General features: G+C 71.7%; 14 protein-coding genes and 1 pseudogene. 7 read left to right on the top strand and 8 right to left on the bottom strand.

Annotated elements, in window-relative coordinates; genetic code table 11:
- Window positions 1-556: 556 nt before the first annotated feature.
- A complete protein-coding gene (locus OG302_RS23745) occupies window positions 557-1939 on the top strand; it encodes a PAS domain-containing protein (protein WP_371528607.1) in 1383 nt (460 codons plus the stop codon).
- Between the two features lie 439 nt (window positions 1940-2378).
- On the opposite strand, the gene OG302_RS23740 is transcribed toward OG302_RS23745, so the two are convergent.
- From OG302_RS23740 to OG302_RS23725, 4 genes are read right to left on the bottom strand one after another with little or no spacing between them, the layout of a single operon-like run.
- Entirely contained in the window at window positions 2379-3596 is a 1218-nt protein-coding gene (locus OG302_RS23740) for an ABC transporter permease (protein WP_371528606.1), read from the bottom strand.
- On the bottom strand, window positions 3593-4297 hold the full coding sequence (locus tag OG302_RS23735; protein ID WP_371528605.1) for an ABC transporter ATP-binding protein: 705 nt from the start codon (window positions 4295-4297) through the stop codon (window positions 3593-3595). The genes OG302_RS23740 and OG302_RS23735 overlap by 4 nt, the downstream gene beginning before the upstream one ends.
- Entirely contained in the window at window positions 4294-5361 is a 1068-nt protein-coding gene (locus OG302_RS23730; RefSeq protein WP_371528604.1) for a peptidoglycan-binding protein, read from the bottom strand. The genes OG302_RS23735 and OG302_RS23730 overlap by 4 nt, the downstream gene beginning before the upstream one ends.
- Window positions 5358-5846 (bottom strand): hypothetical protein, encoded by a 489-nt coding sequence (locus OG302_RS23725; RefSeq protein ID WP_371528603.1) that lies wholly within the window; start codon window positions 5844-5846, stop codon window positions 5358-5360. The genes OG302_RS23730 and OG302_RS23725 overlap by 4 nt, the downstream gene beginning before the upstream one ends.
- Before the next feature lie 154 nt (window positions 5847-6000).
- On the opposite strand from OG302_RS23725, the gene OG302_RS23720 reads away from it, so the two are divergent.
- Entirely contained in the window at window positions 6001-6669 is a 669-nt protein-coding gene (locus tag OG302_RS23720; RefSeq protein ID WP_371528602.1) for a response regulator transcription factor, read from the top strand.
- A 110-nt stretch (window positions 6670-6779) separates the two neighbouring features.
- Window positions 6780-7949, top strand: a complete 1170-nt coding sequence (locus OG302_RS23715) for a sensor histidine kinase (protein ID WP_371750209.1) — start codon at window positions 6780-6782, stop codon at window positions 7947-7949.
- 23 nt (window positions 7950-7972) lie between these two features.
- Here OG302_RS23715 and OG302_RS23710 read toward each other — a convergent pair whose 3' ends face one another.
- The gene (locus OG302_RS23710; RefSeq protein ID WP_361832212.1) at window positions 7973-8737 is read right to left on the bottom strand and encodes an SIS domain-containing protein; all 765 of its coding nucleotides are present in this window, start codon (window positions 8735-8737) and stop codon (window positions 7973-7975) included.
- A gap of 258 nt (window positions 8738-8995) precedes the next feature.
- Here OG302_RS23710 and OG302_RS23705 point away from each other — a divergent pair, with 258 nt between their 5' ends.
- Both OG302_RS23705 and OG302_RS23700 read left to right on the top strand, forming a co-directional pair.
- Entirely contained in the window at window positions 8996-9688 is a 693-nt protein-coding gene (locus OG302_RS23705) for a metal-dependent transcriptional regulator (RefSeq protein WP_361832210.1), read from the top strand.
- A 615-nt stretch (window positions 9689-10303) separates the two neighbouring features.
- The gene (locus OG302_RS23700) at window positions 10304-11167 is read left to right on the top strand and encodes an alpha/beta fold hydrolase (protein WP_371528601.1); all 864 of its coding nucleotides are present in this window, start codon (window positions 10304-10306) and stop codon (window positions 11165-11167) included.
- Between the two features lie 40 nt (window positions 11168-11207).
- Here the strand turns inward: OG302_RS23700 and pdxH are convergent, their stop codons facing one another.
- The gene (pdxH, locus tag OG302_RS23695) at window positions 11208-11942 is read right to left on the bottom strand and encodes a pyridoxamine 5'-phosphate oxidase (RefSeq protein WP_371528600.1); all 735 of its coding nucleotides are present in this window, start codon (window positions 11940-11942) and stop codon (window positions 11208-11210) included.
- 315 nt (window positions 11943-12257) lie between these two features.
- Between pdxH and OG302_RS23690 the strand changes: the two genes are divergently transcribed.
- Both OG302_RS23690 and OG302_RS23685 read left to right on the top strand, forming a co-directional pair.
- Window positions 12258-13358: a citrate synthase 2 gene (locus OG302_RS23690; RefSeq protein ID WP_371528599.1), complete on the top strand. Its 1101-nt coding sequence runs from the start codon at window positions 12258-12260 to the stop codon at window positions 13356-13358.
- 175 nt (window positions 13359-13533) lie between these two features.
- Entirely contained in the window at window positions 13534-13725 is a 192-nt protein-coding gene (locus OG302_RS23685; RefSeq protein WP_371750208.1) for a CxxxxCH/CxxCH domain-containing protein, read from the top strand.
- 101 nt (window positions 13726-13826) lie between these two features.
- Here OG302_RS23685 and OG302_RS23680 read toward each other — a convergent pair.
- Window positions 13827-14021, bottom strand: a pseudogene (locus OG302_RS23680) (TetR family transcriptional regulator); the annotation flags it as partial.
- Window positions 14009-14743: an enoyl-CoA hydratase family protein gene (locus OG302_RS23675; protein ID WP_371528598.1), complete on the bottom strand. Its 735-nt coding sequence runs from the start codon at window positions 14741-14743 to the stop codon at window positions 14009-14011. The pseudogene OG302_RS23680 and the gene OG302_RS23675, both read right to left, overlap by 13 nt.
- Window positions 14744-14791 lie beyond the last annotated feature (48 nt).

Raw genomic sequence — 14791 nt, 5'->3', positions numbered from 1 at the left:
GTCGAGCGTTCGCCCGCCCTGGAACCACCCCGAACCCCCGCGGCACGCAGACGACCCGCGAGCCGTGGTTCCCGCCGTACGAGACGGCGGGAAGCCGGCCGGACGTACCGGCGGCTCGCGGGTCGGGTGACTGCTGGGATTGGGCCGGCTGCACGCACATCACACGTGCTGGTCCGGCGCCGAAATCGAGTTGCGACGACGGGCCACTAGCCCGCAGTCACCTCACGCGTCCGGTTTCCATACATCTGCCGAACCACCTCCTCTCCGTGATGACTCACAGACTAGGAACCGGCTCCGCCCGGCTCAACCGGTTTTTCGAGCGAATGGTGAGAACGGAGATTCGGACCCGCCCTTTCCAGGTGCCCGCCCGCTTGGCGCCGGGGCCGGAGGGAACTTCGGGCCGGACCGCGACGTTCATGCGGGGCAATGATTTCGTCGAACTTCTGGGAAGTACCTGTGGGCTGCGTCACGTTCGAGTTCAATGATCTGACGTGCGGTATACGCGGAACTCGCAGAACATGCAGCTCATGAGGACACGGCCTGCAGGGGGTGCCAGGTGAGTGCTTCCCGGCGCAGCGGAACCACCGACGAGCTGGGGCCTGAAGAACCCGAGCCCGGTGGGGCCGAATTGCTCGCGGCATTGCTGGACGGGATGGACGCCGCCTTGTGCGCGTTCGACGCCGATGGGGTGGTGACGCACTGGAATCGTGAGGCCGAGCGGATTCTCGGGTGGTCGGCGGCGGAGGCCGTCGGGCGGCAGGGGTTCGCGGGGTGGGCCGTGCGGACGGCCGACGCCGAGGAGGTCGAGGCGCGGCTGATGTCCTCCATGGAGGCTCATGGGCGGCAGGTGCACGAGTTCGCGCTCCTGACGAAGGACGGCGGGCGGGTGCTGGTGCGGACGCAGTCCGCGGCCGTGCGGGGCGGGGACGGTAAGCCCTCCGGGGTGTACTGCGCGTTCAGCGAGGTCCATGCGCAGATCGACCTGGAGCGTTCCATCGCGTTGAGCGAGGCCCTGTTCGAGAACGCGTCGTGGGGTGTGGTGCTCGTCGACGCGGATCTGCGGCCCGCCGTGGCGAACGAACATGCCGCGCGGTCCCTGGGGATGGGGCGTACGGCGTTGTTGGGGCGGCCGCTCGGGGAGTTGCTCGGGCAGGGTGTGGAGGAGCTGGAGAGCGCGCTGAGCCATGTGCTCGCCGAGGGGGCGCCGCCCGCGCCCGCCGAGATGTGGGTGTCCGTGCGGGCCACGGAGAGCGGTGAGCCGGAGCGGCGTTGCTGGCGCAGCGGCTTTCTGCGGCTGGCGTCGCCGCTCGCGGAGGAGCCGGTGCCGCTGGGGGTCGCCTGGCTCTTCCTGGACGTGACGGAGGCCAAGCGGACGGAGCAGGAGGCAGCGCAACTGCGGTTCCGTTCGCAGCAGTTGCACCGGGCGGCGCGGGCCGCGGGTGAGTGCGAGGATCCGACGGAGGCGGCGACGGTCCAGCTGGACTTCGCCCTGGCCGGTTTCGCCGACCATGCGTTGATCGACCTGGTGTCGGGGACGGTGGGGGAGGAAGAGCCGGTTCGGCTCATTCGGGTCGCCGCGACGCCTGCCGGTGCTCCCGGTCCGTGTCTGCCGGTGGCCAAGGCGGGGCTGCCCGTCCGCTATCTGGAGGGCCACCCGGCCCCGCAGTGCGTGGACCGGGTGGGTTCCGTACGGGCCAGTGCGGGCACCGCGCCGTCCGACCGCGCCCGGGAGTGGGCGGCGGCCAGGCAGTGGCCGGAGGATTCCGTCCACGCGTTGTGCACGGTGTTGCGCAGCCGGGGGCGGACGTTGGGGGTGGTGACGTTCCTGCGGGGCGCGAGCCGCACCCAGTTCGAACGGGCGGACGCGACGTACGCGGAGAGCGTCTCGGCGAGGGTTGCGGCCTCGCTTGATCTGGCGGGTGTGCTGGGTTCGGGGTGAGGTCTCCGGGCCCCTGCGGGGTGCGCTGGGCGGGTCCGCCGCGGGGCCCCCGGGTGGGCCTGCTGGGTGCGTTCTCTGCGGGTGGGCCGGGTGTCCTCAAGGCCGCCGCTTCGCGGGGGGGGCCGGGTGTGCCCTCTGCGAGCGCGGGGGTCTTCGAGGCCGCCGCTTCGCGGCGGATCTTTCCCGCCCGCCCACCCGAAACCCCGTGGTGCCATCGGGATGCTCCTGCTCAGCCGTTGTCCCGCCGGGTGATCGGGCGGGTGGGCGGGAAAATCGCCGCGAGGCGGCGGCAAGGTGCCGCGACCGGCGGAGACCCGCGGCTCGGCTTGGACCGGCAGGGGCCCGCGGCTCGGCACGAACCGGCAGGGGTCCAGGATCGGGCGCGAACCGGCGAGGCCCCCGGGCTCAGCCCGGCGGCGACCCAAGCCCCCCCCGCCCCCTAAGCCGCATGCAGCGCCAGCGTCGGGGAGAGGCGCGCCGCCCGTACCGCCGGATACAGCCCCGCCACCGTCCCGATCGCCAGGGTCGCGCCGAAGCCGCCGGTCACTGCCCAGAGGGGGACTACCCAAGGCAGGCCTCCCGACCAGGCGTACGCCGCCGTCGCTGCCGCGCCGAGGGCGATTCCCGCGAGGCCGCCCAGGCCCGACAGCATCAGGGACTCCGTCACGAACTGGATGCGGATCTGTCCCTTCGTGGCGCCCATGGAGCGGCGCAGGCCGATCTCGTAGCGGCGTTCCAGGACCGAGATGATCATGGTGTTGGCGACTCCGACCCCTCCCACCAGGAGGGCGATCCCGCCGAGGCCCAGGAGCAGCGTGGAGAACGCGCCTTCCGTCGCCGCCTTCGCCTTGAGTGCCGATGACGGGTCGGAGACCTGGACGTTCCGGGGGTTCTCCGGGTCGATCGACGCGGCGAGCAGGCTGCGGACCTCGTGCACGGAGGCGTCGGTCGACCGCTCGTACACCGAGGTGGGGCGGCCGTCGAAGCCGAGCTCGCTCTTGGCCGCGTCCCAGCCCACGAGGGCCGAGCGCTCCACGTCGGGCGAGAGCGGCAGCGGGTCGAGGATGCCGACGACCGTGAAGTAGCGGTCGTCCACCCAGACTTGCTGGCCCGGACGGGTGATGCCGAGGCGGTCGGCCGCCACGTGGCCCAGGACGATCGAGGGGTAGCGGCTGTTGGCCGCGTTGAACCACGTGCCGTGGCCCATCTCGCCGCGCAGCACCTTCAGGAGACCTTCGGTCGCCGCCTTGACGCCGATGCCGCCCGTCTCGTCCTCGGGGATCTTCTCGGTGCGCCGCACGGTGTTCTCCAGGTCGCCGGTCGCGCCGACGTCCTGGACCCCCTTCACCCGGGAGACGCGGCCCGCCGCGTCGCGCGGGAGCACGACCTTCTCCCCGGAGAACATGGGCTCCCCTGGAGCGGCCACCAGCATGTTCGTCCCCAATTCGTCCAGCTCACGCATGAGTTGGGCCTTGCTGGACGACGAGATGCCGACGACCGCGATCATCGTGGCGATCCCGATGGCGATGCCGAGCGCGGAGAGCACGACCCGTACGGGCCGGCTGCGCAGTCCCGCCGAGCCGACGTGGAGGACGTCCCGCGGTCCGAGCCGCGCCGCCTTCAACCGACCCCGCGCAGTGTGCTTCGTGCGGATCATCGTGCGAGCACCTCCGCACCAGGTCCGGCGGCTCGCACATCGGCCACTACCTGCCCGTCCCGGATCCGCACCTGGCGCGGCAGCCGGTCCGCGATCTCCGTGTCGTGGGTGATGACGGCGATGGTCGCGCCATCCGCGTTGAGGTCGTGCAGGAGTTCCATGACCGCCTCGCCGGACGCCGAGTCCAGCGCCCCGGTCGGTTCGTCGGCGAGGAGCAGGTCCGGCGCCCCGACCACCGCGCGGGCGATGGCGACGCGCTGCTTCTGGCCGCCGGAGAGTTCGTGCGGGCGGTGTTTCATGCGGTCCGCGAGGCCGACCCGGTCCAAGGCCTCCGCCGCCCGCGCCCGGCGTTCCGCGCGCGAGAGCCCCGAGTACAGGAGCCCCTCGGCGACGTTGTCGCGCGCGCTGATCCCCGGCACCAGGTGGAACGCCTGGAAGACGAAGCCGATGTGCCGGGCGCGCAGCGCGCAGAGGCTGCGGTCGGCGAGCGTCGCGACGTCGTGCCCCGCGATCGCCACCGAGCCCTCCGAAGGCCGATCCAGGGTGCCGATGATGTGCAGCAGCGTCGATTTGCCGGACCCGGAAGGGCCGACGATGGCGAGGAGTTCCCCCTCCTGGACCGTGAGGTCCACGCCGCGCAGGGCGGCGACCCCGCCCGGGTACTCCTTGGTGACCCCGCCCAACTCCACGACGGCGCTCATATCTTGGGCACCCCGACCTTCGTGCCGTCCTGCAGGCCGCCGCCGGTGACCTCGACGCGTCCCTGGCCGAACATGCCGAGCTCGACCTTCACCTGGCGGGCGCGGCCGTTCTCGACGACCTGGACGCCGTAGCCGCCGCCGGGCAGTGCGAGGAGGGCGTTGACGGGGACGGAGAGGACGTCCTCGCGGGTCTCGCCGGTGAGGTTGACGATGACCGGGGACTGGTCGAAGCCGTCGACCTTGCCGGGGTCGTCGAAGGAGACCGTCACCGGGATCTTGGGGGTCTTGTCGGCGGGGTCGTCGCCCGGTTTGGCGGTCTTGCCGACGGAGGCGATCTTGCCCTTGGCGGTCGTGCCGTCCGGCAGGTCGACGGTGACCTTGGTGCCCGCCTTGGCGAGCTTCCCCTCGGCGACGTCGAGCTGGAAACGTACGACGCGCTCGGACCCCGTCGTACCGAGCACCGGTCTGCCCGGCGCGACCTGGTCGCCGACGGCCGACTCGGTGGACTTCACGCGGACGCCGCCGGGCGAGAAGGCGATCTGGTCGGGACCGACGCGGCCCGTCTGCTTCTGCTCGTGCGCCTTCTGCCACTGCTTGACGGCGGCGGCGGTGCCCGCCGTGTACGCGTCGTCGACGGCGAGCCCGGCCCCGTACCCGAGCGCCTGGAGGTTCTCCTCCAACTGCCGTACGTCGTTGCCCTCGTCGCCGGTCTTGAGCGTGCGGTACATGGGTTCGGTGCCGTACATGAGGCGTACGGGGACGCCGTTGACCTCGTACAGGCGTCCGCCGCGCTCGATGGTGGAGCCGCTGCCCGCGGACCAGGTGAGGGTGCCGGCGGTGCCCGCATTGATCTTGCGTTCCTTGGCGTAGCCGAGGGTGCCGTCGGTCTGGGTGCCGCTGCTGAGGTCGCCGCGCTCGACGGGGGCGGTGGCGGGCGGGAGCCCGGAGTCCTGGTGCGTGGAGGTGTCCTTGCCGTTGTCCGCGAGGGCGGTGACGGCGACGCCGCCGCCGGTGATCGCGAGCAGGGCCACGACGGTGGCGACGACGGCGGTGCGGCGCCTCACGCGACGATGTCCTTGCACGCCTTGGCGGCCTTCTCCATCTTCTTGACCTCGGCGCCCTCGGGCATCTTCTGGGCTTCCATCGCACCGCCGTCGAACTTCGGGTCGGGCATGTCATAGCCGTTCTCGCGCATGCACCGGGCGTACTTGAGCATCTTGTCCTTGTCGGCCTGCGAGACCGATCCGCCGCTCCCCATGCCGCTCTTGCCGGTGCAGGCCTTCATGGCGGCCTCCATCTTTTCCTTGCTCATGTCGCCGCCGATGGTGATGCCGCGGGTGTCCTCGCCGGACTTGGGCTCGGCCACCTTGACGCCGTGCTTGCGCAGGCACTCGCGCTCCTTGAAGGCGGCGTCGGCCTGCTTGCCCTTGCCGCCGTCGGCCTTGCCCTGGCTGCTGCTGTCGTCTCCGCCGGAGGAGCAGGCTCCGGCGAACAGGGCGAGCGCGGCGAATCCTGATGCGATGGCCGCCGAGCGCGTACGAGTCCTCATGGCAGTCCTCATGGCTTCCCCTTCACTGGTCTGCACTGATCACGTCGGCGCGGCAGCGCGCCGACGCGCACAGGCTGGCGGGAAGGGAAGTTTCGTTTCTCTCAACGGAGACGCTTACACCGACGAAAGGTGCACTTCAGGTACACAGGGCCGCATGCGCGTACTGCTGGTGGAGGACGAGGAATTCCTGGCCGAGATGATCGCCGTCGGGCTGCGCCGCGACGCGCTGGCGGTCGATGTCGCGGCCGACGGCCTGACGGCACTGCGCAAACTCCAGCTCGGCGAGTACGACGTGGTCGTCCTGGACCGGGATCTGCCGGGCCTGCACGGCGACGAGGTGTGCCGCAGGGTGGTGAGCCAGCGGCTGCTCACCCGCGTCCTGATGCTGACGGCGTCGGGCACGGTCCGGGACCGGGTCGCGGGCCTCGGCCTGGGCGCCGACGACTATCTGACGAAACCGTTCGCGTACGACGAGCTCCTGGCCCGCGTCCTGGCGCTCGGCCGCCGCACGCGCCCCGCGCTGCCGCCCGTCATCGAACGCGCGGGCCTGGTCCTGGACACCGCCCGCCGCCAGGCGAGCCGCGACGGCCGTCATCTGGCGCTCTCCCGCAAGGAGTTCGCGGTGCTTGAGGCGCTGCTGCGGGCGGAGGGCGCGGTGGTCAGCGGCGACGACCTGATCGAACAGGTCTGGGAGGAGGACACGAGCTACCGCACGAACGCGGTCCGCGTCACCCTCTCCAAGCTGCGGACGAAGCTGGGCGATCCGCCGGTGGTGGAGACCGTCCCGGGCGCGGGTTACCGGATCCCGGGCTGGTCGGCGTGAGGCGCTTCGGCAGGGGCTTCGGCCTCAGGGGTCTCAGAGGCCTCAGGGATCGCAGGGGCCTCCACGGCCTCAGCAGCGAACGCGGCCGTCTCACCGCCCTCTACGGCGGCATGCTCCTCCTGGCGGGCGCGCTGCTCACCGGGCTCGTCTACTTCCTGGTGCGGCAGGGGCTGTACTCCTCGATCAGTTCCGCCGTCACGACGGCCGTGCCCGCGAGCAGGCTCGGCCCGCCCTGGCGGATTCCCGTCCAGGCCGATACCACCTCGGTCCCGCGGGCGGTGCCCTCGGGCACCGCCCTGCCCACCGAGGTCACGCGGGGCCTCGCCGTCACGAAGATCAGCGATGTCGCCGAGCAGGCGGCGCTCAGCAGGCTGCTGACCGTCTCCGTAGTGGTGCTGTTCGTGTACGCGGCGCTCTCCATCGTCCTCGCCTGGTGGATGGCGGGCCGCGTGCTGCACCCGGTGAGCGTCATCACCGGTACCGCGCGGCGCCTGTCGGGCGAGAACCTGCACGAGCGGATCGCCCTCGACGCACCGCCGGGCGAGCTGAAGCAGCTGGCCGACACCTTCGACGAGATGCTCGGGCGGATAGAACAGCTGGTCAGCGCGCAGCAGCGGTTCGCCGCCAATGCGGCGCACGAGCTGCGCACCCCGCTCGCCGTGCAGCGGGCCGCCGCCGAGATCGGTCTCGCGGGTGAGCCCGACGCGGCACAGGTGGCCCGCATCCGTACGAAGCTGATCTCCGTCGCCGAGGACAGTGAGCATCTGATCGAGGGGCTGCTCCTGCTCGCCACGACGGAGCGCGGTCTGGAGCGGCGCGAGCCCGTCGCCGTGGACGTCATCGCGGACGCGGTGACGGAGGGTCTCGCGGACGAGGCGGCGCGCCTCGACGTCACCCTCTCCCTGCGTGCCGAGCCGCTCACCGTCCACGGTGACGGGGTGCTCGTGGACCGCCTGGTGCACAACCTGGTGGCGAACGCCGTGCATTACAACGTCAAGGGCGGCCGGGTCGAGGTGCGCACCGGCCCGGACGGCGTCGAGGTCACCAACACCGGGCCCGCAGTGCCGCCCGGAACGGTCCCGCGCCTCTTCGAGCCCTTCCGGCGCCTCGGGGAACGTACGCACGCGCGCGGGGAGGGCGCGGGGCTCGGTCTGTCCATCGTCGCCGCCATCGCCCGCGCACACGGCGCTCGGGCGACCGCGCAGGCGAACGGGGAGGGAGGAGGGCTCACGGTGCGGGTGCGCTTCCCCACGGGCCCGCAGGAGGCTCAGCGGCGGTAGGAGATCCGGTTGCCGCACGGCTCTCAGCGGCGGTAGAAGATCCGGTCGCCGTACTGCTCGAACACGCGGCCGTTCCACTCGTGGCCGCCGTCCACGTTCCCCGACCGCAGGAGCGGCGGCTCGACCCCGCGCGCGGCGAGCTGCTCGACGGCGGTCGCCATCATGGCCTGCATGATCGCGTTGGTGACGACGCTGGAGGCGGGCCCGAAGGGGGCGTCGACCGTGTCGAGGCTGAGCTCGGCGTCACCGAGGGCGATCTTGGAGTCGATCACGACGTCGCAGTGGTCCTTCAGGAAGGTGCCGGACACGTGTCGCGACTTCGTCTCCGTCGCGTACGCCACCGATGTCACACCGATGACCTTCAGGCCCAGCGCGCGGGCGTTCATCGCCATCTCCACGGGCAGCGAGTTCCGCCCGGAGAGCGAGATGATCACGAGTACGTCGCCGGGGCGGGCCGGTGAGGAGTCCAGGACGGCGCCCGCGAGCCCGTCGACGCGCTCCAGGGCCGAGCCGAGCGTGGCGGGCATGACGTCGATGCCGACGACCCCGGGGACGGCGAGGAGGTTCATCAGGGCGAGGCCGCCCGCGCGGTAGACGACGTCCTGTGCGGCGAGCGAGGAGTGTCCCGCGCCGAAGGCGAAGAGCCTGCCGCCGGCCTCGACGGCGTCGGCGAGCAGCGTGCCCGCCGCGTCGACGTTGCCGCCCTCCTCGTCACGCACCCGCCCGAGCAGTCCGATCGCGGCGTCGATGTACTGACCGGCCAGCTTGCTCTCGCTCTTCGAGCCCATGCGCCGAGGAACCTTTCCGGGTACGTATGTGTTCTGTTACGTATGCGTCTGTACGCATGTCCTGCACGTATGCCCTGCACGCTTTTCCTGTGTGCCGCGGATCACGTTGCGGTCTGGACCAGTGCCCTGTCAATACGGCCCGAGCACCCCGTCAAGGCCGCCCCGACCGGGTTTTCCCCTGGCGCGACCCGGTTGTCAGCGGTATGCGTCAGACTTGAGGGCAGGGCCGGCCGCACGAGCGAGATCTGAGGGGCACCCATGTCGGGGCTTATTGACACCACTGAGATGTATTTGCGCACCATCCTCGAGCTGGAGGAGGAAGGTGTGGTCCCCATGCGCGCCCGGATCGCCGAGCGTCTCGACCAGAGCGGGCCGACGGTGAGCCAGACGGTCGCGCGCATGGAGCGTGACGGCCTGGTGGCCGTCGCGAGCGACCGTCACCTGGAGCTGACCGAGGAGGGCCGCAGGCTCGCGACCCGCGTGATGCGCAAGCACCGCCTGGCGGAGTGCCTGCTCGTCGACGTGATCGGCCTGGAGTGGGAGCAGGTCCACGCCGAGGCGTGTCGCTGGGAGCACGTGATGAGCGAGGCGGTGGAGCGCCGCGTCCTGGAGCTCCTGCGCCACCCCACCGAGTCTCCGTACGGCAACCCGATCCCGGGCCTCGAGGAGCTGGGCGAGAAGGACGGGGCCGACCCGTTCCTGGACGAGGGCATGGTCTCCCTGGTCGACCTCGACCCCGGCACGGAGGGCAAGACCGTCGTGGTGCGCCGGATCGGCGAGCCGATCCAGACGGACGCGCAGCTGATGTACACGCTGCGGCGCGCGGGTGTGCAGCCCGGCTCCGTGGTGAGCGTGACGGAGTCCGCGGGCGGCGTGCTCGTGGGCAGCAGCGGTGAGGCCGCCGAGCTGGACACGGAGGTCGCCTCGCACGTCTTCGTCGCCAAGCGCTGAGGACCCCCGGGAGCTGTTACCGGGAGTTCGGGTCAACTGGCGGTAATCGTTGGGCAGTTGTGAAGACCTCAGGATCGTATGGGGTCCAAGATTCAGTGTGCCGAATCGCAGCGCCCGGACGTTTTGCGTGCGAGGCTGTCGCGAGAGGCATATGACCTGAGGGCTCTTGACCGGGTCGCCACCGGTCTGGCTGCCACGGCCGTGGGAGGGGGCAGGAAGATGTGCCCATCTGGCGAGCGGGAGCGCGTTCGCGAGCGGTGCGGATCAGCGCGTCCTTCGTGCGCGGAGGCGTACGCAGAGGTGCATGCAGAGGCGTACGCAAAGGTGCAGGCAGAGGGCCCCGGCGCCCTTGAGCGCCGGGGCCTGTCCTCCCCTGTTCTGACCCGGAGCCCCGAGCTCCCAGGGTCATCCCCTTCGGACCGTTTTCCCCGAGCGGCCCGCCCCCCGTTGAAGATCTCCCCTCGGCAGCGGCGGCCAATCCTTGAGCGTGGTCACTCGAATGAGGGGTGTTGCCGGCGATCTGGCCGCTTTCGAAAAGGGGTTCGATAGCGTGCGGGGGTGCGTGACAGAACCAGGCGTTCAGCCCGAGAGGATTCAAGGGGGGTGCCAGGAACCATGGTGCGGCGCATTGACGTGACAGGCGCGGGTGGCGTACGCCTCGCCGCCTGGGAGTTCGCCGATCCTCCCAAAACCAGGGAGACCGACGGGTCACCCGGCGGCGTGCTCTTACTGCACGGCCTGATGGGCCGTGCGTCCCACTGGGCGGGTACCGCCCGCTGGCTCGCCGAGCGACATCGCGCGGTCGCACTCGACCAGCGCGCGCACGGACAGAGCGACAAGCCCCCCGAGGGCCCCTTCACCCGCGAGGCCTACGTGGACGACGCCGAGGCCGCGCTCGTCCAGCTCGGCCTCGCCCCCGCCGTTCTCATCGGCCACTCCATGGGCGCGCTCACCGCCTGGCAGCTCGCCGCGAAGCGCCCCGACCTCGTCCGCGCCCTGATCATCTGCGACATGCGGGCCTCCGCGCTCGGTGCCGCGTCGCAGCGCGAGTGGGAGGACTGGTTCAAGGCCTGGCCCGTGCCCTTCGCCACTCTCGCCGACGTACGGAAGTGGTTCGGCGAGGACGATCCCTGGGTCGAGCGGACCAACCCCTCCCGCGGCGAGTTCTTCGCCGAGGTGATGACCGAGGGCCCGGACGGCTGGCGCCCCGTCTTCGACCGCGACCAGATGCTGAAGTCCCGCGAGACGTGGGTGTACGACGCCCACTGGGAGGATCTGGCCCAGGTCCAGTGCCCCGCCCTGGTCGTCCGCGGCCTGGACGGCGAGCTGGGCCGCGCCGAGTCCCAGGAGATGGTCCGCGTGCTGCCCCGCGGGGAGTACGCGGAGGTGGCCGACGCCGGGCACCTGGTGCACTACGACCAGCCGGAGGCCTGGCGCGAGGCCATCCAGCCGTTCCTGGACGGGGTCCTGACGGGGTAGGCCGCGGCCCACCCCGGGCAGAGCGGAGCGGGACCCGGCCTCACGGGCTGAGGCGCTCCACGGTCCAGCCCGGAGCGGCCGTGGCACTATCCTGCTCCGTCCGTACGTAACGCAGCCGGTCGTGCAGGCGGTTCGCCCTGCCCTGCCAGAATTCCACGCTCCGCGGATCGACCCGGAAGCCGCCCCAGTGCGGGGGCGCGGGCACCTGCTCGCCCTCCGGGTAACGCGCCTCCAAGTCGGCGTATGCGCGGTCCAGTTCATCGCGCGTGGCGATGACCGAGGACTGGGCGCTGGCCCAGGCGCCGAGCTGGGAGCCGTGCGGGCGGGTGCGGAAGTACGCCACCGTCTCCTCCCGGGCGACGCGCTCCGCCGTGCCCGTGACGATGACCTGGCGTGCCATCGGGTGCCAGGGGAAGAGCAGCGCGATGTTCGGGTTGGCGGCCAGTTCACGGGCCTTGCGGGACTCGTAGTTGGTGAAGAAGACGAAGCCGCGCTCGTCGTACCCCTTCAGCAGGACCGTGCGTGAGCTGGGGCGGCCCGCCTCGTCGACCGTCGAGACGACCATGGCGTTCGGCTCGTGCAGCAGGCCCGCCTCGGTCGCGGAGAGCGCCTGCGCGAACCACAGTGCGAACAGCTCGCCCGGCGTGGCGGGCGCCTCCGTCTCGATGAGTCCGTCGACGCCGTAGTGGGCACGTATGGCGGCGGGATCGGACCCGGGAGAGGCGGGTGCGGCGGATGATGAGGCTGATGCGGAGGCGGCGGCTCGATCGGTCACGCCGTCATCTTGCCGTATACGAAGGGCTGTCCGACGGGCTGTCGTCCACCACGGGGAGGTGACGTGTGGCACTGAGTGCCGCAGACCATCGCCAAGGGTGGCACCAGGGGATATCGTGCGGCTGCCGAATCGGTTGGGTGACCACCAGCCGCACGGGGCATCACCGGGGTGACCGATCCGGACCGCGAGTCGAATACCGGAAGCCGTCAGCGCACCGGCAGACCGCGGAACCGGACCGATAATGCCCACTTCTGACACATGGTCACGAGCTGTCTGTCACCACCATCTGTCGTACACATCACGAGGAGCCGCCTGATGTCCGACTTCGTACCCGGACTTGAGGGAGTCATCGCGTTCGAGACGGAGATCGCCGAACCGGATAAGGAAGGCGGCGCGCTTCGCTATCGCGGCGTCGACATCGAGGATCTGGTCGGCCACGTCTCCTTCGGCAACGTCTGGGGCCTGCTCGTCGACGGCGCCTTCAACCCCGGCCTGCCGCCGGCCGAGCCGTTCCCCATCCCGGTGCACTCCGGCGACATCCGCGTCGACGTCCAGTCCGCCCTCGCGATGCTCGCCCCCGTGTGGGGCCTGAAGCCGCTCCTGGACATCAGCGAGCAGGAAGCCCGCGACGACCTCGCGCGGGCCGCCGTCATGGCGCTCTCGTACGTCGCCCAGTCCGCCCGCGGCCAGGGTCTGCCGATGGTGCCGCAGCGCGAGATCGACAAGGCGGACACGGTCGTGGAGCGCTTCATGAAGCGCTGGCGCGGCGAGCCCGACCCCAAGCACGTCCAGGCCGTCGACGCGTACTGGACGTCGGCCGCCGAGCACGGCATGAACGCCTCCACGTTCACGGCCCGCGTCATCTCCTCGACGGGCGCGGACGTCGCGGCGGCACTCTCGGGCGCCGTGGGTGCCATGTCGGGCCCCCTGCACGGCGGTGCGCCCTCCCGTGTCCTCGGCATGATCGAGGAGATCGAGCGGACCGGCGACGCGGCCGCGTACGTGCGGCAGGCGCTGGACAAGGGCGAGCGGCTGATGGGCTTCGGCCACCGGGTGTACCGGGCCGAGGACCCCCGCGCCAGGGTCCTGCGCCGCACGGCACGCGAGCTGGGCGCTCCCCGCTTCGAGGTGGCCCAGGCGCTGGAGAAGGCCGCGCTCGACGAGCTGCACGCCCGCCGCCCCGACCGGGTCCTGGCGACGAACGTCGAGTTCTGGGCCGCGATCGTCCTCGACTTCGCCGAGGTGCCCGCGCACATGTTCACGTCGATGTTCACGTGCGCGAGGACGGCCGGCTGGTCGGCGCACATCCTTGAGCAGAAGCGCACGGGGCGGCTGGTCCGCCCCTCGGCCAGGTACGTGGGTCCCGGCACGCGGGACCCACGGGAGGTCGAGGGGTACGGGGACATCGCGAGGTAGGGCGGTCGGCCACGACCTCGGACGCCGGGCGGGCCGGACCGCGGCCCGCCCGGCGTCCGGGGCAGACCCCGCTCAGGACAGCGCCACGTCCAGCAGCCGCGCCCACTCCCCCACCACGCGCTCCCGCCGGGCCTTGTCGTCCGTCAGCAGGTTCGCCAGGCCCAGGCCCCGCGCCATGTCCAGGAGCCCCTGGACGGTCTCCCTGACGCCCGGCCGGGACTCGTCGGCGTCCAGGAGCTGTACCGCGATCCGGTGCGTCTCACGGCCCACCCGCGCCTCCAGCTCCGTCACCCGGGAGCCGAGCTGGGGCTCGTTCGACGCCGCCACCCACAGATGCAGCGCCGCCCGGAAGAGCGGACCCGTGTAGAGATCGACCAGGGCGGCCACCACCGAGACCCGGTCCTGCGCGGGCAGCTCCCGCAGCGCGGTGGACCGCTGCTCGGCCACGTACTCCACCGCCGCCGTGAACAGGTCCTCCCGCGTCGGGAAGTGATGCTGGGCGGCGCCCCGCGAGACCCCGGCCCGCTCGGCGACCACGGAGACCGTGGACCCCGCCCAGCCGCTCTCGGCGAGGCACGCCACCGCGGCCTCTAGGAGCCGCTGCCGCGTGGCACGGCTGCGGTCCTGCTTGGGCGAGCGGTCGGCCGCGGTCACAGCACCCATGGGCACTCCCGTCGTTCGAGGAACGCACCCATCCCCTCGCGCGCCTCCTCGGAGCCGAAGAGCCGCGCGGACAGGGCGATGAGCGAGTCCGTGTGGTGGTCGAATGCGTCGAGCACCCTAGCCGTGAGCAGCTTCTTCGTCTCGGCCAGGGCCTGCGGCGCCGCCTTGCGCAACCCGTCGGCCAGGGGCGCGAGCTCGGCGTCCACGTCGTCCCCCGCCGCCGTCACCAGACCGATCCGCGCCGCCTCCGCCCCGCCGAAGCGCTCCCCGGTGAGGAAGTAGCGTGACGCGGCGCTCGGGTCGAGGCGGGCGAGCAGCGGCATGGAGATGACCGCGGGCGCCACCCCGATCCGTACCTCGGTGAGCGCGAACGAAGCCCCCGGCCCCGCCACCGCCATGTCGCACACGCCGAGCAGCCCGAGCCCGCCCGCCCGCACATGCCCGTCCACCCGTGCGACCACCGGCTTCGGCAGCTCCACGATCTGCCGGAGCAGTCCCACGAGGACGGCCGGGTCCGGCGGCTCCCGCAGATCGGCGCCCGAGCAGAACGTGGAGCCGGTGTGCGTGAGGACGACCGCGCGTACGCCGGGGTCCTTGCCGCAGGTGTCGAGTGCCCCGGCGAGTTCCCGCAGCAGCCCGGCCGAGATCGCGTTGCGGTTGGCGGGGTTGTCCAGGGTGAGCGTGACGATGCCGCGCTCCGGGGGCGTGTGCACGAGTGCCATGCGTTCTCCAGCGGTTGGCGGGCGGGGCGGGCGGTGTCCCGTCGGGAT

This window comes from Streptomyces sp. NBC_01283 (assembly GCF_041435335.1).
Taxonomy (GTDB): Bacteria; Actinomycetota; Actinomycetes; order Streptomycetales; family Streptomycetaceae; genus Streptomyces.
The sequence above is the reverse complement of the archived record's forward strand: the minus strand, read 5'-3'. Positions and strand labels throughout refer to the sequence as shown.

Coding starts and splice junctions, on each gene's coding strand:
- OG302_RS23740 (WP_371528606.1), bottom strand. CDS start 3,596: ATGATCCGCACGAAGCACACTGCGCGGGGTCGGTTGAAGGCGGCGCGG.
- OG302_RS23735 (WP_371528605.1), bottom strand. CDS start 4,297: ATGAGCGCCGTCGTGGAGTTGGGCGGGGTCACCAAGGAGTACCCGGGC.
- OG302_RS23725 (WP_371528603.1), bottom strand. CDS start 5,846: ATGAGGACTCGTACGCGCTCGGCGGCCATCGCATCAGGATTCGCCGCG.
- OG302_RS23720 (WP_371528602.1), top strand. CDS start 6,001: ATGCGCGTACTGCTGGTGGAGGACGAGGAATTCCTGGCCGAGATGATC.
- OG302_RS23715 (WP_371750209.1), top strand. CDS start 6,780: ATGCTCCTCCTGGCGGGCGCGCTGCTCACCGGGCTCGTCTACTTCCTG.
- OG302_RS23710 (WP_361832212.1), bottom strand. CDS start 8,737: ATGGGCTCGAAGAGCGAGAGCAAGCTGGCCGGTCAGTACATCGACGCC.
- OG302_RS23705 (WP_361832210.1), top strand. CDS start 8,996: ATGTCGGGGCTTATTGACACCACTGAGATGTATTTGCGCACCATCCTC.
- OG302_RS23700 (WP_371528601.1), top strand. CDS start 10,304: ATGGTGCGGCGCATTGACGTGACAGGCGCGGGTGGCGTACGCCTCGCC.
- OG302_RS23690 (WP_371528599.1), top strand. CDS start 12,258: ATGTCCGACTTCGTACCCGGACTTGAGGGAGTCATCGCGTTCGAGACG.
- OG302_RS23685 (WP_371750208.1), top strand. CDS start 13,534: ATGTCCAGGAGCCCCTGGACGGTCTCCCTGACGCCCGGCCGGGACTCG.
- OG302_RS23675 (WP_371528598.1), bottom strand. CDS start 14,743: ATGGCACTCGTGCACACGCCCCCGGAGCGCGGCATCGTCACGCTCACC.